This is a genomic window from Streptomyces sp. NPDC050388 (assembly GCF_040655635.1).
Taxonomy (GTDB): Bacteria; Actinomycetota; Actinomycetes; order Streptomycetales; family Streptomycetaceae; genus Streptomyces.
Genome location: NZ_JBFAKH010000033.1, coordinates 19934 through 43099, shown reverse-complemented (window position 1 = coordinate 43099; position 23166 = coordinate 19934). Strand labels below are relative to the sequence as shown.

Here is a 23166-nt window from a genome sequence, read left to right as displayed (position 1 = left end):
TGGTCGTCGGTGTTCGGTCATCCGCCGTCGGCTCGGGGGCCCGGGCCGGGTTGTCTGCGGCCGGTGCGGTCCCGGCGAGCCAGCAGGCGTTGCACCCGTGCCAGATCCGGCGTCAGGTGCCGGCGCAGGGCCACGCGGGCGGCGTTGGCGCCCGGTGCGCCGTGGACGCCGCCGCCCGGATGTGCTCCCGCGGACGCCAGGTACAGACCCTTCACGGGCGTCTCCGGTCGTCCGGTGCCGGGCGTCGGGCGGAAGAAGAGCTGCTGGTGCATGGCCGTGGTGCCGCCGTTGATGGCGCCGCCGTGCAGATTCCGGTCGAGGGACTGGAGCGTCGGAGGGGCGAGCACGCGCCGGGCCCGGATCCGTGAGCGGAACCCGGGTGCGAACCGTTCGACCTGGCGCTCGACGCGGTCGGCCATGATCTCCTGCTCCCCGGCGTCCCAGGTACCGGTGAGTCCCTCGTCGCCCGCATCGCCCGCGATGGTGTGGGGCACGTGGGTGTAGGCCCACGCGGACTCGGTGCCCCGGGGGGAGCGAGCGGGGTCGGACGTCGTCATCTGCCCGAACAGGCAGAAGGGGCGATCGGGGACCTGGCGCATGGCGATCTGGGCCGCGAACCGGGTCAGTTCGTCGACGCCGTCCGCGAGGTGGACGGTGCCGGCGCCCGCGGCCTGCCCGGTCTGCCAGGGCACCGGGCCGTCGAGTGCCCAGTCCACCTTGAAGGTGGCGAAGTCCCACTGGAAGCGCCGCAGATCGGACACCAGCTGGGCGGGAAGGTGCACGGCGTCGACGAGTTCGCCGTACAGGGCCGGTACGGACACGTCCGCGAGGACGGCCCGCCCGGCGCCGATCGTCTCGCCGTCCGCGGTGCGCACCCCCACCGCCCGGCCCTCGCGCACGACGACGCGGTCGACGCGCCGACCGCAGCGCAGCAGGCCGCCGCGTGCGGCCAGCCGGCGGGACAGTGCCTCGGTGAGGGCGCCGGAGCCGCCGGACGGCACGGGGAAGCCGTAGGTCTGTCCGAGCATCGACATCAGCCAGCCGAAGCCCCCGCTGCCCGCGGCCTCCGGTGCCAGGTCGGCGTGGAGCGCGTTGCCGGCCAGCAGCATCCCGCCGCCCTCACCCCGGAACTCCTCCTCCCCCAGACGGCGGACGGGCAGCACCAGGGTGCGGGCCATCCGCAGGCCGCCCGCGCCGCGCAGCCGGACGGCGAGCCGGGCGGCGGAGCGGACCGGCGGGAAGGGGGTGAACAGGGAGTTCAGGAGGTCGGGGCGAAGGTCCTGCCACACGTCGTGCAGCCGCCGCCAGGCGGCTCCGTCGCCCGGCGCGAAGGCCTCCAGGGAGTCGGCGGTGACATCGATCCGGCGGTCGAGCACCGCGCACCTGCCATCACTCAACGGGTGGGCCAGGACGTGCGGGGCATGGCTCCAGCGCAGACCGTGGTCCTCCAGGCGGAGCCCGGAGAGCACCGGGGACGCGGCGGCGAGCGGATAGAAGGAGCTGCCGAGGTCACTGACGAAGTCCGGGTCGACACCCCGGTCGTGCCGTACCGCTCCGCCGGGCTCCGGCTGCTCCTCCAGGACTTCCACCCTCCAGCCCGCGTCGGCCAGGAGGTTCGCCGCCACGAGTCCGTTGGGGCCGGCCCCGATCACCACGGCGTCAGGCACGAGCGCCTCCCCGACCGGGCTTCGGTGACACGACCTGCCCGAGGGGGCGGCGACGCTCCTCCTCGGCGGCCTCGGCCTCGCAGAGCTTCGCCAGCCTGGCGAGCATGGCGCGGTGGCGCACCTGGAACAGGGCTTCCACGGCCACGTTGTGCAGGCGCCCGCCGATTCCGCGCAGTGGATGCTCGTCCACGAGCACCAGGCACTGGTCCCCCCACGGCCGCAGCTCGATGGCGATGCGCGCCGTGCCGAGCGGTCCCGCGTTGGCTTCAAGTTCCAGGGTCTCGCCCTGCTCACAGAATCGGACGACCGTCTCGTTGGTCAGACGGAGGGGCCCCAGCCGCACTTCATAGCGGATCGCCGCGCCGAGCTGGGGCCACTTCCCCCGGACCGGCTCCGAGGAGGAGGTCCCCACCACCCACTGTGCGTAGCGACGGCCGTCGGCGAGGACGGCCCAGACCGTCTGCGGACTCGTGCTGATCAGTCGATGACGAACCGCCACTTCGACCTCCTGTGTCCGAACGGCACCAGCCAGTACTGAGTGCCCCGATTCGGACGTGTCAACCGACGGCGCCCTGCCCCGGCCCGGGCGGACGACCACGCTGTCCGCGCCCCGCCCGGGCGACGGGCGGGGCCAGCGCCCAGCGGATGCCCGCGGTGACGGCGGTGCCGAACGGGCGGGCGAGCATGCCTTCGGCGGGCGTCGCCCGGGGCAGCCACAGCGCGCGGGACGCCCAGTTCGGCAGCAGGGACACGGCGCCGGCGGCGAGGGCGCCGTAGGGCAGCCGGGCGAGGACCGGAACGGGTGGGTTGAGCAGCAGGAAACGCGCCGCGCCGCGTGCCTCGGGGGTCGACCGCAGTTCCCCGCGGTACTCCGCCAGCCGGTCGGCGAGTTCGGCTCGGCTCCTCGGCGGGTCGGGCACGCCGAGCGCGGTGGCGATGTGCGCCATGTCCGCCACGTAACCGTCGCAGCCCCCGTCGTCCAGCGGGCGGGCACCGTAGTGCTGGTGGGCGCGCAGGAACATGTCGACCTCCGCGATGTGCACCCAGCACAGCAGGTGGGGGTCGGCGGCGTGGTACTCATGGCCGTCGGCGGTCGTGCCGCGCACCGTCTCGTGCACGGCCCGCACCCGGTCGACGGCCTGCTGGGCGCTGTCGGCCGGGCCGTAGGTGGTCATGGCGAGGAAGGTGCTGGTCCGCTGCAGGCGGCCCCACGGATCCCCGCGGAACCCGGAATGCCCGGCGACGGCGGCCATGGCCAGCGGATGGAGTGACTGGAGCAGCAGTGCCGACAGTCCGCCGATGAACATCGAGGCATCCCCGTGCACCCGCCTGACGGGCCGTTCGGGACCGAACCAGCGCGGACCGGGCGTGCAGTGGATACGGGCACGGTTGTCGCGGCCGTCCGGTCCCGCCACCCGGGAGAAGATCGCGTCACCGATCCGGCCGCGCACCACCCGGCCGCCGTCCGAAAGGAGTCCCATGGCTCACTCCCGCCTCCTCGCGCCCGCGCCGGCCGGCGCGGGCCACGTGTTCAGGGAACATCGCCCTTCCAGTCGAACACACGCCCGCCCCTGCCGCGGGGCACGTACAGGGCGCGGCCGCCCGTGCCGTAGCGGCCTATCTCGGTGGGCAGCCCGACGCCGCCTCGCAGTTCCGTCTCGGAGCGGTCCGTGATGTCCAGCAGGAGACCGTCCAGCGGCCCCCCTGCCAGCTCCGCGTACAACCGCCCGTCGCGCGGCCCCGGATCGTCGTGGTCCGCTCCGTAGACCCTGCCGCGCATGAACTCCAGTTCGTCCATACCGGCAGGGTGGCACCCACCACTGACAATCGCGCTCAGCTCGCACCCGTCCAGCTGTGGGCGACATCGATCACGAGACGGTCCGGGAGCTGCAGCACCCTGAACGGCAACCTGGCGCGCACCCCGAGCCCGATCTGGGTGTCGCCCTCGAAGCCGGCTGCGAACCGCGCGTCCCTGAAGGTGCGGTACCCGGTCAGGTCCACTCCCGGCAGGGGCTGTCCGGCGCGCGCGGGGTAGGTGGGCCGACCGGTCTCGGGGTCGTACGGCGGAGCGGCCACCCGCACTTCCAGGACGGCGCCGCCGGCTACGGGGACGGGCCGGCCGGAGCCGTCCTGGTACAGCCGGTCGACGTACCGGACCGTGTACCCGATGCCGCTGCCGCCCGCTCCCGGCAGATCGACGACCATCCGGTCGTAGCAGGTGTGGTGTCCGGTCCTGACGTCCCGGACCGGTGTCGTGGTGACCGCGGGGGCGGTCCTGACCAGGCTGCCCCAACCGGTGGGGCACGCCGCGGACCGGGGCGTCGCGGCCTGGGCGGAGGCCGCCCGGGTGGAGACGGCGGGCGTGGCCGCGGCGGGGACCGCCGCCGTTCCCAGCGCGCCGCCCACGAGCGCCAGGATCATGCAAATTGTTCTTGTTTTCATTATTTCAGCCCCCAAGGGTCGCCTCCTGCTGATATCAGGTGAGACGACCGAGTTGAGCCGAAGGTTGCACCGACAGGACGCGAGAGGGAAGAGGTCGCCGCCGGGGACGGAGCCGGGGTGACCGACCGAGGCTCCGGTACGCCGCACCGTGGCAACCAGGACCGGCTCGGCCTCGGCACAGGACGGGGCGGAGAGCCGGGGCGGAGGAGAACGCGCCCATGCCTGCGAAGCACGGTGGAGACGCGGCACGGGGCGGACGCGGGAGGGGGTCGCTGCGACGGCTGGGCGAGTGGTGTGCGCGGCACGGGCGCCAAGACCTGTGTCACCGGTACGACGGCGGCCCAGGTCGACTTCCGCGACCTCGTCGCCGACCGGCTGCCGCTGATCATCGGCGTGGTGGTCGCGCCGGCCTTCCTGATCGTCCTGGCGGTGTTCCGGGGGCTGCTCGTCGCCCTCGGGGCGGCCGTCCTCAACGGCCTGTCCGTCACCGCCTCCTGCGGCGTCGTCGTCGCCGTCTTCCAGTGGGGCCGGGGCGGGCCCGCGCTCGGCGTGTCCGGCACCGCGCCGATCGAGAGCCATGTGCCGATGATGATGTCCGCCATCGCCTTCGGCCCCAGCACGGACCACGAGATCTTCCTGCTCTCCCGCGTCCACGAGGCCTGGCTGCGCACCGGCGACGCCAAGGACTCGGTCGCCCATGCCCTGGAGATCACCGCGCGGGTCATCACCTGTGCCGCGCTGATCATGGTGAGCGTGTTCGCGACGTTCATCATCAGCGAGAACACCGTGGTCAAGGTGCTGGGTCCGGGCCTCGCCGTCAGCGTTCTCCTCGATGCCACCGTCGTACGCCTGCTGACGGTGCCGGCCGTCATGATCCTGCTCGGCCGGCACGCCTGGTGGACACCGCGACGGCTGGAGCGGATCCTGCCCCACATCGACACGGAGGGCGAGGGCGCGCCGACGCCTTCCCAGAGGTCCGGACAGCGGGACGTACGACGCGACGACGGCAGGTCCCGCGGGGCCTGCCGCCGTCGTGCGTACCCGCGCCCCGCCGCGCGGGACGTCCGGGTCAGGTGCGGCGCACGCGGCGCAACAGCACGAAACCGGCGATGACCAGGACCGCGCCCGCGGCCGCCGGCCAGAGCTGGGCACCCGTCTCGGCCAGGCCGCCGCCCACGGTCTGCGGCTCGGTGGCGTCGGCCGCCGCGGCCTGCCGGCCGGCGTCGTCGGCCGCCGTGCCGACACCCGGCGTCTCCTGGCCGGCGCCGTCACCCTGCTGGCCGCCCGCGCCTGCCGCGCCGTCACCCTTGGGCGCGACCGAGGCCCGGACCTCGGGCTGCTTGTCGCCGGGCGGGGTGGTGGCGTCGTCACCCGCGGGCTCCTCGGTGGCCGGGGCCTCGGCCGGGGGCTCCGAGGGGTTCTCCGGCCGGCCGTCGCCGTCGCCGCCCTTGTCACCCTTGTCGCCCTTGCCGCCCTTGTCACCGGGCTGGGCGGCGCCGTCACCGGGCTGCTCGGCACCGTTGCCGCCGTTGCCGCCCTCGCCGGGAGCCTCGGTGGGCTCCTCCTTCGGGTCCTCACCCGGCTGTTCACCACCGTCACCGGCGCCGACACCGCAGGTGCGTCCGCTGTTGATGCAGTCGACCATCTCCTGCATCAGGTCCTCGTCGAAGACGTTGATGAAGTCGCCGTGGTCGGTGCCCGGCTTGTGCAGCTGCTCCGGGAAGGAGTCCACGGCGAACAGCGGGGTCGTCGCGCCGCCGTCGTTCAGGCTCGGCGCGTCGACGTCGTAGACGATGCGCTGGACCAGCTGCGGCACGGGCGTGAAACCGGACGGGCAGTTGCCCTGGGCGTCCATGAACGCCATGTGCGTACGGTGGTTGGCACTGTCGGTGTTGCGGCCGTCCCAGCAGCTCTGGAAGTCGAAGGTGCGGACCACGTCACTGCCCTGCGGGCACAGCGGGTACTTGTCCTCGAGCTGCCGGTCCTCGAAGCCGGTGCAGCTCCAGGACGCGTTGGCGTTGGCGGGACCGTTGACGAACGACTTGGCGTCACCGGTGATGATGCGCAGCAGCCGCGGCATGGCCGTGACCTCGCCCCGCGGGTTGCCCACGAACGTCAGCGTGACCTCCTTGGGGGTCACGATCTCACCGACGTTGCCCTCGATGCCGCCGCCGGGGGAGTCGGCGTCCTGCTCCTCGGTGCCGTTCTGCAGCCGCAGCACGGGCCAGTAGTACGACGACTTGTCGCCCTGGTCCTCACAGCTGGTGTCGGCCGCCGCCAACTGGTCGTCGCTGGAGAAGGCGTTGGTGGCCTGGTTGCCGATGTAGTCGTGGAAGTGGTGCGCGCCGTTGGCGACACCGGGGGCCGCGATCACGTTGTCCGAGTTGAACAGACCGTTCTCGTTGACTCCGCAGCTGCTGACGAAGGTGCCCTTCGAGGCGTCCGCCGTCGGGTCGGGCTTGACCACGTTGGGCTGGACACTCTTGATGTCCACGAAGTCCGCGGCGACGGGCCCGTTGCCCGCCTGTCCGCCGTTTCCGCCGCCCTGGTCCTGGCCGTTGTCGCCCCCTTCGCCCTGGTCGCCCTGCCGGCCGTTCCCGTCCTGGCCGTCTCCCGGCTGGGCGGAGGCGTTTCCGGAGTCGCGGACGGAGCAGTCGGCGAGTTCACCGAGGCCCTCGGGGCGGTCCCCCTCCTCCTCCATGGCGGCCGCGATGCGTTCGAGGGTCGCGGAGCGCTCCTTCTCGAGCGGGTCGATGACCTTGTCGTCGGCGACGCCGGGGTCCTGCTGAATGGCCTGCGCGGACTCCCCCAGGCGCTGATAGGCCTGGGCGATCTGCTCGTCCAGCGCGGCCAGTTCCTTGTCGACGTCCGGCCGCGCCTCCTCGGGGACCGTGGTCAGGTTGGTCGCCACGTCGGGGCAGTCGATGGTGGCGCCGCCGAGGACGCGTGCCTGGCCGGCCCCGCCCACGGCGTCGTCCTCCGTCGCGGAGGCGTAGACATTGGCCGCCATCAACCCCCCTCCGCCCAGGATCAGCGCGACCGCGGCGAAGGTCGCGCGCTGTGGACCTCGTGGGCGTCTGCGTGTGTTGCGTGCCAAGGCAGTACTCCTACGCTTTTGTCGCGGGGGGCGGGCATGGAATTCCCACGCCCCATACGTAAGCGCGTCGCGGCGTGTTCAAGCGCCGCACGGTTCCTTCGAGAAATCTCAGGAACTCCCGGGAACCGCAGGGCACCCGGGTCCCGAGCCCCCGCCCGACCCGGCGTGCACGGCGGGGACTTCGAGGGCCGGGCAGTTGGAGCGACCACTGGTCAGCGGAAGTTCACGTCCGCCGCCTGCCGGCACACGGGGCCCTCAGAGCCGGTCGTGGTCCCGCGTCGAGCGCCCGAGGCAGGTGACGGAATCGTCGAGGGGCACCTCGATCTCATGGAAGCCCATCCGGTCGTAGAAGGCCCTGGCGGAGCTGTTGGCCTTCGCCATCACGAGGTGGACCGAGGGCACCCCGCGGCCGTGCAGCGCCTTGAGGAACGTCCGCATCAGCTCCCGGCCGTACCCGCGCCCCTGCCACTGGGGCAGCAGGTCGATGTGCAGGTGGGCGGGGTAGGCCGCCAGTCCGGGGACGGACATCCGCTCGGGGTGGTGCAGGAGCCGGGCCACCTCCTCGTCCGGCGTCCCGGGCGGCCCGTCCGGCTCGGGGTGACGATCGGCGACCAGGGGCAGCCACGCGGCGCGGAAGTCCCGCGCGAAGCGGGGCGTGTCGGCGGCACCGAGGACGTAACCGACCGCGCGCCCCTTCCCGTCGTCCAGGACGAAGGCGAGTTCGGGCTCCAGGTGGACGTAGGGGGCGGCGAAGACCGCCGGGAGAATGCCGGGGTCACGGTAGTGGGGGCGGGCGTCCCGACCGTTGTGCGCGGTACGGACACAGATGTCGTCGAGGGCCGGCCGGTCCTCACGGCGGTACGGACGAATCACGGGAGACGAGATCATGCCCGGCATCCTGCACGCTGCGGGAGCGCTCCCACAACCTTGTTCCGCTCCCGCGGCCGCTCGTGCGCGGAGTGACTTCCCGTCCCGTGGTTACTCGATGGCCATGAAACTGAACGTCCCGGGACGCCGCAGGCGGTCCGACGGTGACACCCCGGAGCCGGAGCGCTCAGACCGGGGGCCTGTGGAGCAAGGGCCGAGCGACGAGGTGGAGCGGGCGGCACCGGACGCGCCGGCCGAGCTCCCGAAGGGGGCCTGGGGCGCCGCGCTGAAGGGCGCGCTGCGCGAGTTCAAGGACGACGAGCTGACCGACCGGGCCGCCGCGCTCACGTACTACGGTGTGCTGGCGCTGTTCCCGGCACTGCTGGTGCTGGTGTCGCTGCTGGGCGTCACGGGCCGCTCGGCCACGGGCAAGGTGATGGAGAACGTCCAGGCACTCGCCCCCGGGGCGGCCCGCGACATCATCACCCGGGCCGTCGAGCAACTGCAGGGCAACGCGGGCACTGGCTCGGTCATGGCGGTCGTCGGCCTCGTGCTCGCCCTGTGGTCGGCGTCGGGCTACGTGGCGGCGTTCATCCGCTCGGCCAACGTGGTCTACGACATACCCGAGGGACGTCCGGTGTGGAAGGTGCTGCCGGTGCGGCTCGGGATCACGGTCGTGCTCATGGTGCTGGCCGTGGTCAGTGCGCTCATCGTCGTCTTCACCGGTGGTCTGGCCCGTCAGGTGGGTGGCACCCTCGGCATCGGGGACGCCGCGCTGACGGTGTGGTCGATCGCCAAGTGGCCGGTGCTGGTCGTCCTGGTGACGATCATGATCGCGCTGCTGTACTGGGCCGCTCCGAACACCCGCGTCAGGGGGTTCCGGTGGATCACCCCCGGCAGCTTCCTGGCCCTGCTGCTCTGGTTGGCCGCCTCCGGCGGGTTCGCGTTCTACGTCGCCAACTTCGCCTCGTACAACAAGACGTACGGCACGATGGCCGGTGTCATCGTCTTCCTGGTCTGGTTGTGGATCACCAATCTGGCGATCCTGCTGGGCCTGGAGTTCGACGCGGAGATCGCCCGGCAGCGGGCCATCGCCGGTGGTCATCCGCCGGAGGCCGAGCCGTACACCCGGCCTCGGGACACCCGCGCCTGGAACGAGCAGGACCGGCGCCGGGTCGACGGGGGGAGCTGATCCCGCCACCGGGGCCCGGACGGGTCAGTCCATCAGTCCGGCGGCGAGCGTGGCGCCCAGTTCCCAGCACCGCTCGAGAGCGGCCTTGTCGGGTTCGCCGGTGACGGTCACCGCGTCCGCGGCGCGCCGCCAGCCGAGGCCCTTCGTGATGGACTCGATGCCCCGCACCGCCCCGGTGACGTCGCTGCCGCCGTGCACGTAGTAACCGAACGGCCGGCCCCGGGTGGTGTCGAGGCACGGGTAGTAGACCTGGTCGAAGAAGTGCTTGAGCGCCCCTGACATGTAGCCGAGGTTCGCCGGGGTGCCGAGCAGGTAGCCGTCGGCGTCCAGGACGTCGCCGGCCGTGGCGGAGAGCGCCGCCCGCCGGACGACCCGGACGCCCTCGATCTCCGGGGCGCCGGCCCCGGACAGGACCGCTTCGAACATCGTCTGGCAGTTGGGCGAGGGCGTGTGATGGATGATCAGCAGAGTCGGCACACCCCCGACCCTGCCGTGCCGGCCGGGGCCTTCGCAAGCCGGTCCGAGGTGCGGGAGGAGCCTCGGAGGGAGCGCCGAAAGGAGCAGCGGGGAACGGTTGTGAGAGCGGCTCGGGGGTGGCACGATGCCCGGCATCGATACGCGGAGACGGGGTGCGCCTTGGCCGACGGGAATCGCAGGTCACCGGCAGCGGCGGTGTTCGACGCGCTGGGCAGCGACTACGAGAAGGCGTTCGCCGCCTCCGAGGCGCACCGGGCCTCGCTGGCGTGGCTGCTCGAACGGCTCCCGCCCGGCAGCCGGGTGCTGGACGTGGGCAGCGGGACGGGCCGGCCCACGGCCGCCACGCTCGCCGCGGCCGGTCACCGGGTGCTGGGCGTCGACGTGTCGCCGGTGATGGTGGAGATCGCGTCCCGGCAGGTGCCCGAGGCCGAGTTCCGCCGCGGTGACATCCGCGAGCTGCCGCTCGAGGACGGTTCCCTCGATGCCGTCTGTGTGTACTTCGCCCTGCTCCAGATGTCCCGTGCGGAGCAGGCGGACCTGGTGCGGCGGCTGGCCCTGGCCCTGCGCCCCGGCGGCCTGTTCGCGCTGGCCACCGTGCCCCTGGACGTCGAGGGCTTCGACGGTGTCTTCATGGGGCAGGACGTGCGGGTCACCAGCTTCGCCGCCCAGGCCGTGACCGCGCTGGTACGTGAGGCGGGGCTGACGGTGCTGTCGCAGGAGAGCGTGATGTTCGTCCCGGCCCACCCCGACGCCACGCCGGAGCCCCAGCTCTTCCTGCACGGCCGTCGCGGGGGCGGGGAGGCGGCCCCGGCGGGCTGACGCCGGCCCGCGGGGCAGGGGTGGTTCCGGCGAGGACGGCCCGCGCAGCGGGACCTCGGCCGCGCTACGGAAGCGGTTTCGACTCGCCCCTGAGGTCGGCGAGCAGTTCGGCCTGGCCGGCCAGCACTCCGGACAGGATGGTGCGGGCCACCCGGAGCAGTTCGGCCACGTGCGGGCTGGTCAGCGAGTAGTACACGGTCGAGCCCTCCTTGCGGCTGACCACGAGGTTCGCCCGGCGCAGCACCGCCAGTTGCTGGGAGAGGTGAGCCGGTTCGATGCCCACCCGGGGCAGCATCTCCGCGACGGCGTGCTCGCGCTCGCTGAGGAGTTCCAGGACCCGGATGCGGGCGGGGTGGCCCAGGGTCTTGAAGAACTCGGCCTTCAGCTGGTAGAGCGGCGTGGTCATCGTGCCGTCCCCTTTCCGGGTTCCGGGTTCCGGTTTCCGGCGCGCCGCCCCGGTCCCGTCGTCCAGCCCAAGGCCCCTCGCCTTGCCTGTGCGTCGTCGGCACCCGACCTCGCCATTTTCTGAGTTTCCGACATTAGCAACTTCACACATCCCTGTGTTCCGGTGGCTGTGCCAGCCGATCCCCCAGGTGGTCAGGGCCCGTTCGGCGGTCCGGTGGGCGCGGCGGCCGGCTGCGGGGCCCTGGGCGCGGGCAGGACGCCGGTGAGCTCCAGGTGGTCGCGGGCCGCGCGGATCGCCTCCGGCGTCGTGGCGTGCTCCCGGCCCTCGTCCCGCAGCGACTCCAGCGCGCCGACGGAGTCGAGGACCTTGCGGTGGTCGGGCCGGACGCCGGAGACCATGACGACGATGCCGCGGCGCCGCAGTTTCGCCACCGCGTCCTTGAGCACCAGGGCGCCGGTGGCGTCGACGACGCTCACATGGGAGAGCCGCAGGATGACCACGCGCACGTCGGCTAGGTCGGTCAGTTCCAGCAGGAAGCGGTGGGCGGCGGCGAAGAACAGCGGGCCGTCGACGCGGTAGGCGACGATGTGCTCGGCCAGCAGTTCGCGTTCCTCCTCCGTGTGGTCGCCCTGATCGAGCGGGAGCGGGGCGAGGTGTGCCTGCCGGGCGACGGCGCCCAGCGCGAGGAGGCCCGCGACGGCCAGCCCGATGATCACGGCGAGGACGAGGTCGAGGGCGAGGGTGGCGACGGCCGTGAGGACGAGGACCAGCCCGTCGGAGCGGGTGGCGCGGGCCATCGCGCGCAGCGAACCGACCTCGACCATGCGGACGGCGGTGGCCAGGAGGACGCCCGCCAGTGCGGCAAGCGGGATCTTCGACACCAGCGGGGCGGCCGCGAAGACGATCCCGGCGAGGACCGCCGCGTGCGCGAGGGCGGCCAGTCGCGAGGTGGCTCCGGTGCGGACGTTGACCGCGGTGCGGGCGATCGCGCCGGTCGCGGGGACGCCGCCGAAGAGCGGCGACGCGATGTTCGCCAGGCCCTGGCCGAACAGTTCGCGGTTCGGGTCGTGCCGTTGGCCGACGGTCATGCCGTCGGCCACGGAGGCGGACAGCAGCGACTCCAGCGCGGCCAGCGCCGCCACGGCCACGGCGGGTGCGACCAGTCCGGCCAGCGCGCCGGTGTCGAGGAAGGCGAGCGAGGGGGTGGGCAGGCCGGAGGGCAGGTCGCCGATGGGGCGCACCCCGTCCAGTCCGGCGATCTGGACCACGAGCGTGGCCGCGGTCACGGCCAGGATGGAGAACGGCACGGTCGGCCGCAGGCGCGCCCCGATCAGCATCACGGCGGCCACCGAGAGCGCCAGGGCGACGGCGGTCCAGTCGGGTGTGCGCGCGAACTCCTCGAACGCCCGCCAGGCCACCACCAGCACCCGGTCGCCCTCGGGCATGGGGACGCCGAGGGCGTTGGGGACCTGCTGCAGTCCGATCACGCACGCGATGCCGAGCGTGAAGCCCTCCACCACGGGTGCGGGCACGTACCGCATGCTGCCTCCGGCCCGCAGCAGCGCCAGGAGGACCAGGATCACGCCCGCCATCAGCCCGACCGTGAGCACGCCCGACGCGCCGTGGTCGGCGACGATGGGGACGAGCACCACGGTCATCGCCCCGGTCGGGCCGGAGACCTGGAGGTTGGAGCCGCCGAACACGGCGGCCAGCGCGCCGGCGACCACTGCGGTGGCCAGCCCCGCCTCCGCGCCGAGCCCGGAGGAGACGCCGAATCCGAGGGCGAGGGGCAGTGCGACGACGGCGACGGTCAGTCCGGCGAGCAGGTCCCGGCGCGGATCGCGCCGCATCTGGTCGAGGTCACCGCGGGCGGGCAGCAGCGACGTGATCCGGGCCCAGGCCCCGGCGAGCAGCAACGGTACCGACACAACCCCTCGACTTCCCGGTGGCTACGACGCTCCGTCGTACGGCGTGCCTCGAGGACCCACGACGACGGGCATATCAGTCAAGGATGTAGGCAATTGCCAATTTTTGCAATTCAGCAGATAGGGAACACCGCACATGGTCCCTGCGTGCTCCGTTCGGACCGTGCGTCCGTCAGCCCGTCATGCGCTTCCGCCACGTCGGCTCGACCAGCCGCCACTCGGCCTCCCACGCCACCGCGCGCCGCCGCTGGATCCGCCTCTGGACGAGCCGTCCGCCGAGCAGGACCAGTCCCCCGCCCGCGGCCGCGACCGTGAGGCCCGCCATGACGATCTGGAACTGAGCGTCCGCTCCACCGGTCGGTTCGGAGACCAGACGCCCCTCCCCGTCCGTCCACACGGTGACCACGCTGCCGGCCTTGCTCCCGGGGACGGCCTCCGCCCGGCCCGTGCGGACGGTGCCGTCGGGGGCGGTCCACCGGACCTTGGCCCACACGTGGCCGCTGCCGTCACCGTCCTCGGCCACCGGCGTGGGCAGCGCCCGTGCCGCGTCCCCGACCAGTGTGGCCTGGACGGTGTGGGCCTGGGCGCGGCGCCCCGCGAGGGACCCGTCCACCGCCCCCGCCGCCGCCAGGCCGGCGAACGCCCCGGCCAGGAGGGCGAGGACGAGGGTGGCCAGCAGCAGCCAGGCCTCGATCAGATCGCTGCGGCGCCGCAGCGGGTTCTTGCGCCAGCGCCACCACCACACCCTGCGTGGCCGCGCACCACGCGTCCGCGCCATGGGACGTCACCTCCTCGCGCGGGTGCCGGAGGCCACGACGAGCCGCGTCGGTACGTCGCCGGCCGGTTCGTCGGGACCGCGGCGCCTCCTCTTCAGGGTCCGTCACCGGGGCCGTTCGGCGCATGGGCCGAACGGCCCCGTCCCGGGTTCGGACCGGCCCGGGAACGGCCCTGCCGAAGACGTCGTACGCGTCCTGCATGCGTTCGAGCGGGAAGGTGCGGGTGCCCGGGGCCGTGGAAGACGTAACCCTTCATGCCGATCCTCACCCTTCTCGGTGCCGGCGGGCTGCGGCTTCGGGCGCAGCCCGCGCCCGCCTGCGTCGGCGGACCCCCGAAGGGTTCCGGGGCCGCCCTGCTCTTCCAGTCTGAGCGCACCCGGGGAGTTCCGCTCGGGCCGCTGCCGTCCCGGTCGACGGTCGCCTCCTCCGGGACGAGAGCCCCTACGCCACCACCGGCCGCGCGATGCCGCTGTGCAGCAGGTGCCGGGCCTGCTGGGCACCGGCCCCCAGGCGCAGGGCGAGGCGGGAGAGCAGCTCGTACAGGCGCCGGACCGTCTCCAGGCGTTCCAGGCGCGGTGCGAGGGCCGAGAGGGCGATGGCCAGCGTCACGCCCGCCAGGGCCACGGGACCCAGCGGGGTGCAGCCGAAGAAGTGGCTGACGCCGGGGGTCTGGACGAGGGCGGCGAGCACCGCGGCGGAGCCCAGAGCCGTCGTCCACACCAGGGGGCTGTGCCGGCGGCCGGAGAGGGTCTGCACGAGTTGGGCGCCGACCACGCCGCACAGGGCCATGGTGGTGGAGCGGCGGTTGGTGCCGGGGGTGAGGCGGCCGATCAGGTACGCGGTGACCGCGCCGAGGCAGGTGGTCACGCCCCGGCGCCGGATGGCACGCAGCAAGGGGGCTCCGAGGACGTCGAGGCCCATCGGGCCGGTCTCGGCATGGGCCGCCGTCGACGGATCGTCGCTCGGGGTCACCGCCACCGCCATCGCCGGGAACATGTCCGTGAGCAGGTTGACCAGCAGCAGCTGACGGGTCGACAGCGGTGAGGAGCCGGCGAGCAGGGTGCCCAGCACGCTGAAGCCGACCTCGCCCGCGTTGCCGCCGATGAGGATGCTCACCGCGTCGGCGACGCTGCGCCACAGCGCGCGGCCCTCGCGAACCGCGTCGACCAGGACCGACAGGTCGCCGGTGGTGAGGACGAGGTCGGCGGCGTTGCGGGCGGCGGCCGAACCGCGCGCCTCGATGCCGACGCCCACGTCGGCGGCGCGGATCGCCGCGGCGTCGTTGGCGCCGTCGCCGACCATGGCCACCACCCGGCCCGCCTGTTGCAGCGCCTCCACCACATGGAGTTTCTGCTCGGGCGCGACCCTGGCGACGACTCCGGCGCCGTGCAGGGCGCGGACCCGGTCGCGGCGGCCCATGGCGACCAGTTCGTCGCCGGTGACCACCCCGGTCTCCTCCGGCCAGCCCAGTTGCAGAGCGATCGCGCGGGCGGTCTCCGGGTGGTCGCCGGTGAGCATGACGGGCAGGATGCCGGAGCGGCGCAGCTCCGTGAGGAGGGCCTGCGAGGTGTCGCGCGGGACGTCCGCCAGGGCGATCAGCCCGACGAACTCCAGATCCGCGAGGTCGGCCTCGAGTTCGGCGGTGGCGTCCGGGCCCCGGCACGGCCGCCGGGCGACGGCGAGAACGCGCAGCCCCTGCCCCGCGAGGGTGTGGGCCGTTTCGGTCGTGTCGTCGGGCAGGTCGCGGCAGGCCGGGAGGACCGTCTCGGGGGCGCCCTTGACCACGAGGAGGTCACCGGCGTCCGGGGAGGTGCCGCCGTTGTCCCGGCCGACGGCGGCGGCATAGCCCCGGCTGGCCTCGAAGGCGAGCTCACCGCTGGGCGCCCAGGACCCGTCGGGCGGTGCGGCGTCGAGGACCGCTTCGTCGGTGGCGTGCGCGATCCGGCGGCCCTGGCCCGTCTCCACCTGCGGGCAGGCGCGGGCGGCCAGCCGTACCACCGGCACGGCGGGCTCGGCGCCCGGGGCGAGGACGGTGCCGTCGGCGGTGGCGACCCGGACCAGGCGCAGCCGGTTCTCGGTGAGGGTGCCGGTCTTGTCGAAGCAGACGGTGTCGACCCGGCCGAGCGCCTCCAGGGTGCGGGGCGTGCGCACCAGGACGCCCCGCCGGGACAGGCGGCGGGCCGCCGCCATCTGGGCGACGGTCGCGACGAGCGGCAGTCCCTCGGGGACGGCGGCGACGGCCACCGCGACCCCGCCGCTGACGGCCTGCCGTACCGGGCTGCCGCGCAGCAGCGACAGCCCGGCCACCAGTGCGCCGCCGGTGAGGGTCACCGGCAGCGCCTTGCGGGTCAGTTCCTGCAGCCTCGCCTGGACGCCGGCGGGCGGTGGGGTGCGGGCGGCGAGCGCGACGGCGCGGCCCGCCTCGGTGCGGTCGCCGGTGTCCACCACCAGCGCGACGGACCGGCCGGCCACGACGGTGGTGCCCTCGAAGACCATGCAGGTCCGCCCGCTCACCGGCGCGCCGGGAGTGGCGTCGAGGCCCTTGGCCACGGGCAGGGACTCGCCGGTGAGCGCCGACTCGTCGACCTCCAGCCCGTCCACCTCCAGCAGTCGTGCGTCGGCCGGTACGACGTCGCCGGCGGCGAGGCTGATCCGGTCGCCGGGCCGCAGCCGGACCGCGTCGACGGTGACCGTGCGCCTGCGGGCGTCCTGCCGGCGTGCCTTGGGCTGCTGGCGGGCGGCCAGCCGGGCGAGCGCCTGTTCCGCGCGCAGCCGCTGGAGTCCGCCCGCCACGGCGTTGAGGTCCATGGCGCCGACGACGAGCAGCGCGTCGACGAGCGAGCCGAGCAGGGCGGAGGCGACCGCCCCGGTGGCCAGGACGGGCGTGAGGGGGTCGTCGAGTTCCCGGCGGACGGCACCGGCCGCCTGCCAGGTCCAGCGGGCCGGTGCCGCCACGGGGGTACGGGCGAGCCGGGCCGCCCGCCGGCGGGACCGGTCGACGAGCAGGGCGAGACCGCGGGGTTCGGCGTCGGTCGCGGGGCTGCTCAGCCGGTCGCGCGCCTCGTGCGGCTCCAGCGCGTGCCAGGGCACGTGCAGCCGGGGTTCGGGCGGCGTGGCGCGGGCCACGCCGACGGCCTCGGCCCAGCCGGAGAGCAGGGCTCCGGCCGCGGCGATGTTCACCGGGGCGTGCCGGGTGAGCCGCCGCCAGGCGCGGCCGCCGGGTTTGCCGCCGCGGGCCACCATGAGCCCCGACAGGGCGGCGCCCGCGCGGGCCAGGACCTGCGAGCGGCGGCCGACCCGGCGGACCGCCGGAATGGCCGTCAGCAGCCGCCACACGTCGGCCGTTCCGCCCGGGGCGAGCACGTCGGCTCCCCAGGGGATCGCCGACCGCGCGTCGGTGAGGGCGACGGCCACGTCACCGGCGGGCAGCCCGTCCGCCACCTCGCCGTCACCGCGTTCGGCCACACGGGCGACGCTGACCACGATGTGCCCGTCGTTCTGCAGCGCCCGTACGACGTCGCCGAGCGGCATGTCCGCCGGGGCCGCCTCGTCCGCGAGCCGGGTGATGTCCTTCAGGTCGGAGCCGCCCGTGATCACGACGTACAGCCCGGCCCGACGGGCCGCGTCGAGGACGGCTTCGGCGAACGGGTCGACCGGGTCGTCGAACGCGGCGGCCCCGCCGTCGGCGTCCGGGGTGCCCGGCGGGCGGCTGCGCAGGGCGTCGGCGTGCAGGACGAGGGAGTCGGCGATCTCCAGCTGTCGCAGCCGCTCCCCGCTGCGTACGAGCATCCCGGACCGGGCGAGGGAGGTGCCGAGGGCCGCTTGGAAGGCGGCCGGGCCGTAGCGTGCCGCCTTGGGGGATCCGGCGAGGACGGCTTCGGCTGCCTCCTGGGTCTCGTGCGTGACGAGGAGGGCGGCGGCGGCACCGGCCAGGCTGCCGGTGCCGGCGTTGGCCGCGTAGGCCTGGGCGGGGGTGACCCGCAGCGGTGGGCGGCTGTCGTTGGGACCGGGGATGCCGGCGCGTTCCTCGGTGCAGAGGTCGTCGTGCAGCGCCTCGAAGGCCGCGGCCCGGGCCACCGCCTCGGTCAGCTGGCTGGTCCGCAGCAGCCCGTCGAGGACCAGGGACATGGGCGACTGTCCGGCTCCGTGGGCGGCGGCGTTGGCGGCGGCGAGGACGAGTTCCCTGCCGTTCCAGCCGAACCGCTGCCGCAGCAGGGCGCGGAAGCGGGGGTTCTCACGCATCAGCGTGACGGCGGCGGTGACCGTCCTCGGGGTCCGCGGCAGGCCCAGCGAGCGCCCGGCGAGGGCCCCGGCCGCACCGGCGGCGTCCAGCAGCAGCGCGGCGGCGCTGACCCGTACCTCGCGGGGGTCGCCGGGGTGAGGGGTCTCTTCCTCCTCCGGATCGGCGTCCTCGCTCAGTCCGAGGCGGGCGGCGAGCGCGACGGCCCGCTCGGTCACCCGGTCGCCGGCCGCGTCCTGTGCCACCGTCACGACGAGGCGGGTCAGTCCCTCGTCCCAGTACGCCGTCAGCACGTCGGGGTGGTCGAGGAGTTCGTCGGCCGCTTTGCGGGCGAGCGGGCCGGTGTCGCCGCCGGGATTCCGCAGCGCCAGGTGGACGCGGTGTCCGGCCCGCCAGTGCCGGCCGCCGCCCAGAGCGTTGCGGGCGACGTTGCCGATGCGGTGCGTCGTGTCGTGGACGGACGTCATGCCCCGGGCGGTACTGCGGGCGGCGCCTGCGGCGGCCCCCGCCACGGCCCCGGCGAGGGGGGCGACGTCGAAGCGTGTGAGCATCTGAGGGTGTCCCGTGGTCCTGGATCAGCCGGTCTGCGGGTCGTGTGCGCCGGCCCGGCCCGGGTGGCGGTCGGTGTGCTCGTGGTGCGCGGTGGCTTCGGCGACCTGCTTGAGCGCGGACGCCGTCGCGGTGTCGCCCACCTTGGCGGGTTGTTCGTGCACGTGGGGTTCCGCCGGTTCGTGCCGGTGGCGGGAGAGGTCCAGCCGGTCGCCGGGGCCCTGGTCGGTGGGCGGTCCGGGCGCGGGCTCCGGTTCCGTTCCGGTTTCCGGGCGGTGTATCCCGTGCTCGCCGGGCGGTGCCGCGCCGTCCGGCGACCCCGTCTCCGGCGGCCGGGCCGGACGCTGCTGGGTGAGCCAGGCGACGGCCGCGCCGGTCAGCGCCACCGGCCACTCGACGACGCCGGCCACACCGAGCACGCCGGCTCCGGCGTAGACGGCCATCCTGCGACCGCGCGGGGACACCGCCCCGATCGCGTCCAGCGCCCCGCCGGCCGCCTTCCCCACCTGTTCCGCGCCCGGCACGTGCCGCAGGCCCGACGCCACGGCCCGCAAGGGCTGCGGAAGACCCGACGAACGAGACGTGTCCCTGCTCATGTCGTTCATGTCGTTCACTTCGTTCATGTCGACCTCCGCAAGCGCATCACCCAGGGGCACCCATCGGCTTCCCTGCCCTGTGGCCCATATTCAGCCGTGAACGGCCGGAGCGCTTTTCCTGTTCACCCGAGGCGGCCCCGTCGCGGCCCCGCCGCACGGACAGCGGTCCTTGCGCTTCGTACCTCCGCCGGTGTCGGACCGGGTGCCCCGGGTACCCAGTGCACACACAGCGGCCGGCCCGTCCCCGGGGCAGGGACAGGGGGCCGCGGCCGTGCGGATCGTCCGCTCGGGCGAGGGGAGAGGACATGACGGAGAACGGCGACGGCGCCCCGCTCGTCCGGCGCCCGGGGGCCCCTGGTGTCCGGCCGGCCACGGACGCGCCCGGCCGGACACCGGCACGCACCGGGGAGGAGAACACCGAGCTTCCCCGCGACCGCAACCAGGCCATCCTGGAGGCGGCCAAACAAGTCGGGTCGATCCTCAAACGGAACGGGCACCGTTTCGCACTGGCCGGCAGCGTCGCCGTGCACGCCCATGGCGGCAGCGGGAACCTCCAGCACGACGTCGACTTCTGCGTCCGCCCCGAGGACGCCGACTCCGTGGCCGCCACACTCCACGAGGCCGGGCTGACGGTGTACACGCCGCCGGAGGACTGGCTGATCAAGGCCACGTGTTTCGGCCAGGACGTCGACATCATCTTCGAGCTGGCGCACCGGCCCGTCTCCACGGAGATGCTCGACCGGGCGGAGGAACTCCCGGTGGAGTCGGTGCGCATGCCCGTCCTGGCACCGACCGACCTGCTGTGGAGCCTGATCGCCGCCTTCTCCGAGCACCACCTCGACTTCGGCGCGGTCCTGCCCATCGCCCGGGCCCTGCGCGAGAAGGTCGACTGGGGCCGGGTGCGGCGCGACTGCGGGGACGAGCCCATGCCGGCCGCCTTCTTCTTCCTGTTGGAACGTCTGGACGTCATCCGGACGCCCCACCCCCCGGACACCCCGCCGTCCGGGGAAACCGTCGTCCGTGAGCCCGCGGAAGGAGCATCCCCATGAGCAGCCGAGGTGCCGAACCGGCGGGCGGCGTGCCCCCGGCGCAGAGCCGGGAGTACCGCGTCGCCCATCTCCAGGACCGTCTCGCCGCCGGGGAGCTCGGTGAACTCGGCGTACGGATCGAGGTCCGCGGCGAGGCCGTGCTGGTCACGGGGACCGTTCCCTCGGCCCCCGCCCGCGAGGAGGTCCTGCGCGTCGTGCACGAGGAGCTCGCCGGGCTTCCGGTGCACTGCGACGTCGTGGTCAACGAGACGTCGTCGCCCGACCAGGCGGAGGAGCTGACATGATCCGGGTCGCCGCTGTCGGGGACATCCACATGGGGCCGGACAGTCAGGGGTTGCTCCGTCCCGCGTTCGACACCCTGCCCGACTGCGCCGACCTGCTGCTGCTGGCGGGCGATCTCACCCGGCACGGGACTCCGGAGGAGGCTCGCGTGGTGGCCGAGGAGATCCGGGGCCTCGCCGTCCCGGTGGTCGCCGTGCTCGGCAACCACGACCACCACGACGACCACCCGGACGAGGTCACGGCCATCCTGCGGGACGCCGGCGCCCGGGTCCTGGAAGGCGAGGGGACCGTCGTGCGCAGTGGCGGCACACGCATCGGGGTGGCCGGCACCAAAGGGTTCGGGGGCGGGTTCGTCGGGCGCAGCGCCGGGGAGTTCGGCGAGCCGGTGATGAAGGAGTTCGTCCGGCACTCGCGCCGCTGCGCCGACGGGCTGCGGGCGTCCCTGGAGCGGCTGGGCGCGGAGGGCTGCGACCTCCGGATCGCCCTCACCCACTTCTCCCCCGTGCCGGAGACCCTGGCCGGGGAGCCGCTGGAGATCTATCCGTTCCTGGGCAGCTACCTGCTGGCCGAGGCGATCGACACGGCCGGCGCCGACCTCGCCGTGCACGGGCACGCGCACGCCGGTACGGAGCACGGCATGACCAGCGGAGGCGTCAGGGTGCGCAATGTCGCCCAGCCGGTCATCGGTCGCGCCTTCCATGTCTACCATCTGCCGGTCCCAGAACGCGTGAGCACGTCGGCGGGTACCGAAGCGTCCGGCTGAACACAGCCGCGCACCCCGCTCGTCCAGCGCCGTCGGCCCCTTGCCGGCGGCGCTTCCGTCTGACCACGCCCGACCGCCTGCCGTCGCGTCCTGGTACTGCACGTGGCACATCCGCCGCACCAAAGCGCGAAATCGGCGCGCTCCTGACATCGCATCGGGCGCCGCGGGCAAGGCCTAGGTCCTGTCCGGCGTTTCCTGCCGGACCGGTCCGCGAAGTCCGGCGCTGGGGGTGCCTCCCACGCCCTTCAGGCAGTGAGGAAGCGTCGCAGGGCGGAGGGTCGTCGTCGTACGGGACGTACGCGGGCGGGCCCGGCAGCGCGGCGGGGTGCAGCAGCGGGCCCGGCGGAAACCGCCGGACAGGTCCCGGGCTCGCGGCGGCCGGCCCCCGAACGAAGGAGACGTCCCCCATGGTCCTCAGACATGCCCGGACCGCGCGTCGAGCGGCCCTGGCCGCGCTCGGCGGTCTCGTCCTCACCGGCCTCCCCTCCGTCGCGGCGGCCGGGCTCCCGCCCACGGCGGGACTCGCGCCCGTCGCCGCCCGGCCTCCGGGCGGCGACGCCGAGCGGCCGTCGGCGCAACTGCTCGGCGCCCTGCGGCGCGACCTGGGGCTGACTGAGGCTCAGGCGTTCGAACGGCTGGCCAACGAGGCGGAGTCGGGCACCCGCGCGGGCCGTCTGCGCATCGCCCTGGGCGAGCGGTTCGCCGGCGCCTGGGTGCACGGCGCGGCCTCCGAGAACCTCACGGTCGCGACCGTCGACGCCGGGGACGTCCCCGCCATCGAGGCCCAGGGTGCGACGGCCTCGGTCGTCCGGCGGACACTGTCCGACCTCGTGGCGGCCAAGGCGAAGCTGGACGCGGCGGCCACCCGGGTCCAGACCCTGGACACGCCCGTGTGGTACGTCGACGTGCCGAACAACCGCATCATGGTGCAGGCGAGGAGCCGGGCGGCCGGCGCCGCCTTCGTCGAGGCGGCGGGGCTCCAGGACTCGGACGTCGGCATCCATCCGACGACGGACTCGCCGCGCCTGATGCAGGACATCACCGGCGGTGACGCCTTCTACATCGACGACGCCGCCCGCTGCTCCGTCGGATTCTCCGTCACCAGGGACGAGCAGCAGGGCTTCGTCACCGCGGGCCACTGCGGCGCGCCCGGCGCGGTGACGACCGGCTACGACCGCACCGCCCAAGGCACCTTCCAGGCCTCGACGTTCCCCGGCAAGGACATGGCGTGGGTGGCCACCGACGACCAGTGGACGGCCACGCCCGGCGTCAGGGCGCAGGACGGTCAGGAGGTGCAGGTCACCGGATCGGTGCAGGCGCTCGTCGGTGCCGCGGTGTGCCGGTCCGGTTCGACCACCGGATGGCGCTGCGGGACGATCCAGCAGCACGACACGAGTGTCGCCTACCCCCAGGGCACGGTCGGCGGGCTGACCCGGACCACGGTGTGTGCCGAGCCGGGCGACTCCGGTGGGCCGTTCGTCGCGGGCGCCCAGGCGCAGGGCGTCACCTCCGGCGGCTCCGGGAACTGCACCAGCGGTGGCACGACGTTCTACCAGCCGGTCAACCCGATCCTCAGCGACTTCGGCCTCGTCCTCACCACCGCCCAGGCCACGACACCGGCCCCGGCCCCGGCCCCGGCCCCGCAGGACGGTGCCGGCCAGGAGTGGACCGAGGGCCGCGTGTACGAGGCCGGAGCCGTGGTGACCCGCGACGGCGTGCGCTACCGGTGTCTGCAGAGCCACCAGGCCCAGGGCGCGTGGGCACCGGCCGGGACCCCGGCCCTGTGGCAGCGCGGGTGACCGCTTCACATGGGCTGCGGTGAGGCTCCGGGCGGCCGAGTCGTCCACGGCCGCCCGGTGCCCTGCTGACGCGTCCGGACACCGCGGGGTGAACGGGCGGCCCCGGCCGGTGTGGCCCAGGCCACGCCCCGAAGGAGACCGGGGCCATATCCGGCCGGGTGCGCCGGAAGCTACCGTTTCCGGGCAGAAGTCCTTGACCCCACCAGCTCGGACGGCCCGG

Annotated in this window: 19 protein-coding genes and 1 pseudogene; 7 read left to right on the top strand and 13 right to left on the bottom strand. The window is 74.1% G+C overall.

Features of this window, described 5'->3' with window-relative positions; genetic code table 11:
- Positions 1-17 precede the first annotated feature (17 nt).
- From AB0I73_RS20395 to AB0I73_RS20375, 5 genes are read right to left on the bottom strand one after another with little or no spacing between them, the layout of a single operon-like run.
- Positions 18-1667, bottom strand: a complete 1650-nt coding sequence (locus AB0I73_RS20395; protein WP_363039244.1) for an NAD(P)/FAD-dependent oxidoreductase — start codon at positions 1665-1667, stop codon at positions 18-20.
- Positions 1660-2166: an SRPBCC family protein gene (locus tag AB0I73_RS20390; RefSeq protein ID WP_363039242.1), complete on the bottom strand. Its 507-nt coding sequence runs from the start codon at positions 2164-2166 to the stop codon at positions 1660-1662. Before AB0I73_RS20390 ends, AB0I73_RS20395 begins: the two co-directional genes overlap by 8 nt.
- A 58-nt stretch (positions 2167-2224) precedes the next feature.
- Positions 2225-3148 (bottom strand): oxygenase MpaB family protein, encoded by a 924-nt coding sequence (locus tag AB0I73_RS20385; protein WP_363039240.1) that lies wholly within the window; start codon positions 3146-3148, stop codon positions 2225-2227.
- A gap of 50 nt (positions 3149-3198) precedes the next feature.
- Positions 3199-3465 carry a hypothetical protein gene (locus tag AB0I73_RS20380; protein WP_363039238.1) on the bottom strand — a complete coding sequence of 89 codons (267 nt, stop codon included), beginning with the start codon at positions 3463-3465 and terminating at the stop codon, positions 3199-3201.
- A 35-nt stretch (positions 3466-3500) separates the two neighbouring features.
- Positions 3501-4088, bottom strand: a complete 588-nt coding sequence (locus AB0I73_RS20375; protein WP_363039236.1) for a hypothetical protein — start codon at positions 4086-4088, stop codon at positions 3501-3503.
- A 315-nt stretch (positions 4089-4403) separates the two neighbouring features.
- Here AB0I73_RS20375 and AB0I73_RS20370 point away from each other — a divergent pair.
- Positions 4404-5060, top strand: a pseudogene (locus tag AB0I73_RS20370) (MMPL family transporter); the annotation flags it as partial.
- Between the two features lie 118 nt (positions 5061-5178).
- Here AB0I73_RS20370 and AB0I73_RS20365 read toward each other — a convergent pair.
- On the bottom strand, positions 5179-7119 hold the full coding sequence (locus tag AB0I73_RS20365) for a DUF1996 domain-containing protein (protein ID WP_363039305.1): 1941 nt from the start codon (positions 7117-7119) through the stop codon (positions 5179-5181).
- A 342-nt stretch (positions 7120-7461) separates the two neighbouring features.
- The gene (locus tag AB0I73_RS20360; RefSeq protein ID WP_363039234.1) at positions 7462-8094 is read right to left on the bottom strand and encodes a GNAT family N-acetyltransferase; all 633 of its coding nucleotides are present in this window, start codon (positions 8092-8094) and stop codon (positions 7462-7464) included.
- 103 nt (positions 8095-8197) lie between these two features.
- Here AB0I73_RS20360 and AB0I73_RS20355 point away from each other — a divergent pair, with 103 nt between their 5' ends.
- Positions 8198-9265 (top strand): YhjD/YihY/BrkB family envelope integrity protein, encoded by a 1068-nt coding sequence (locus AB0I73_RS20355; RefSeq protein WP_363039232.1) that lies wholly within the window; start codon positions 8198-8200, stop codon positions 9263-9265.
- A 24-nt stretch (positions 9266-9289) separates the two neighbouring features.
- On the opposite strand, the gene AB0I73_RS20350 is transcribed toward AB0I73_RS20355, so the two are convergent.
- Positions 9290-9742, bottom strand: a complete 453-nt coding sequence (locus AB0I73_RS20350) for a flavodoxin family protein (RefSeq protein WP_109377943.1) — start codon at positions 9740-9742, stop codon at positions 9290-9292.
- A 159-nt stretch (positions 9743-9901) separates the two neighbouring features.
- Between AB0I73_RS20350 and AB0I73_RS20345 the strand changes: the two genes are divergently transcribed.
- Positions 9902-10561: a class I SAM-dependent methyltransferase gene (locus AB0I73_RS20345; protein WP_363039230.1), complete on the top strand. Its 660-nt coding sequence runs from the start codon at positions 9902-9904 to the stop codon at positions 10559-10561.
- A gap of 64 nt (positions 10562-10625) precedes the next feature.
- Here AB0I73_RS20345 and AB0I73_RS20340 read toward each other — a convergent pair whose 3' ends face one another.
- The 5 genes from AB0I73_RS20340 to AB0I73_RS20320 form a co-directional block, all read right to left on the bottom strand.
- Complete coding sequence (locus AB0I73_RS20340) at positions 10626-10967, bottom strand: metalloregulator ArsR/SmtB family transcription factor (RefSeq protein ID WP_363039228.1); 342 nt, start codon at positions 10965-10967, stop codon at positions 10626-10628.
- Between the two features lie 191 nt (positions 10968-11158).
- Entirely contained in the window at positions 11159-12895 is a 1737-nt protein-coding gene (locus tag AB0I73_RS20335; protein WP_363039226.1) for a SulP family inorganic anion transporter, read from the bottom strand.
- Positions 12896-13064: 169 nt separating this feature from the next.
- Positions 13065-13670 (bottom strand): hypothetical protein, encoded by a 606-nt coding sequence (locus AB0I73_RS20330; protein ID WP_363039224.1) that lies wholly within the window; start codon positions 13668-13670, stop codon positions 13065-13067.
- A 439-nt stretch (positions 13671-14109) separates the two neighbouring features.
- Positions 14110-18459 carry a cation-translocating P-type ATPase gene (locus AB0I73_RS20325; protein ID WP_363039222.1) on the bottom strand — a complete coding sequence of 1450 codons (4350 nt, stop codon included), beginning with the start codon at positions 18457-18459 and terminating at the stop codon, positions 14110-14112.
- 24 nt (positions 18460-18483) lie between these two features.
- Complete coding sequence (locus AB0I73_RS20320; RefSeq protein ID WP_363039220.1) at positions 18484-19080, bottom strand: hypothetical protein; 597 nt, start codon at positions 19078-19080, stop codon at positions 18484-18486.
- A 278-nt stretch (positions 19081-19358) separates the two neighbouring features.
- Between AB0I73_RS20320 and AB0I73_RS20315 the strand changes: the two genes are divergently transcribed.
- The 4 genes from AB0I73_RS20315 to AB0I73_RS20300 all read left to right on the top strand — a co-directional run bounded on the left by AB0I73_RS20315 (position 19359) and on the right by AB0I73_RS20300 (position 22946).
- Entirely contained in the window at positions 19359-20102 is a 744-nt protein-coding gene (locus tag AB0I73_RS20315; RefSeq protein ID WP_363039218.1) for a nucleotidyltransferase family protein, read from the top strand.
- Complete coding sequence (locus tag AB0I73_RS20310) at positions 20099-20386, top strand: hypothetical protein (RefSeq protein WP_363039216.1); 288 nt, start codon at positions 20099-20101, stop codon at positions 20384-20386. Before AB0I73_RS20315 ends, AB0I73_RS20310 begins: the two co-directional genes overlap by 4 nt.
- The gene (locus tag AB0I73_RS20305; RefSeq protein WP_363039214.1) at positions 20383-21147 is read left to right on the top strand and encodes a metallophosphoesterase; all 765 of its coding nucleotides are present in this window, start codon (positions 20383-20385) and stop codon (positions 21145-21147) included. The genes AB0I73_RS20310 and AB0I73_RS20305 overlap by 4 nt, the downstream gene beginning before the upstream one ends.
- A gap of 407 nt (positions 21148-21554) precedes the next feature.
- Positions 21555-22946: an alpha-lytic protease prodomain-containing protein gene (locus tag AB0I73_RS20300; protein WP_363039212.1), complete on the top strand. Its 1392-nt coding sequence runs from the start codon at positions 21555-21557 to the stop codon at positions 22944-22946.
- Positions 22947-23166: the final 220 nt, after the last annotated feature.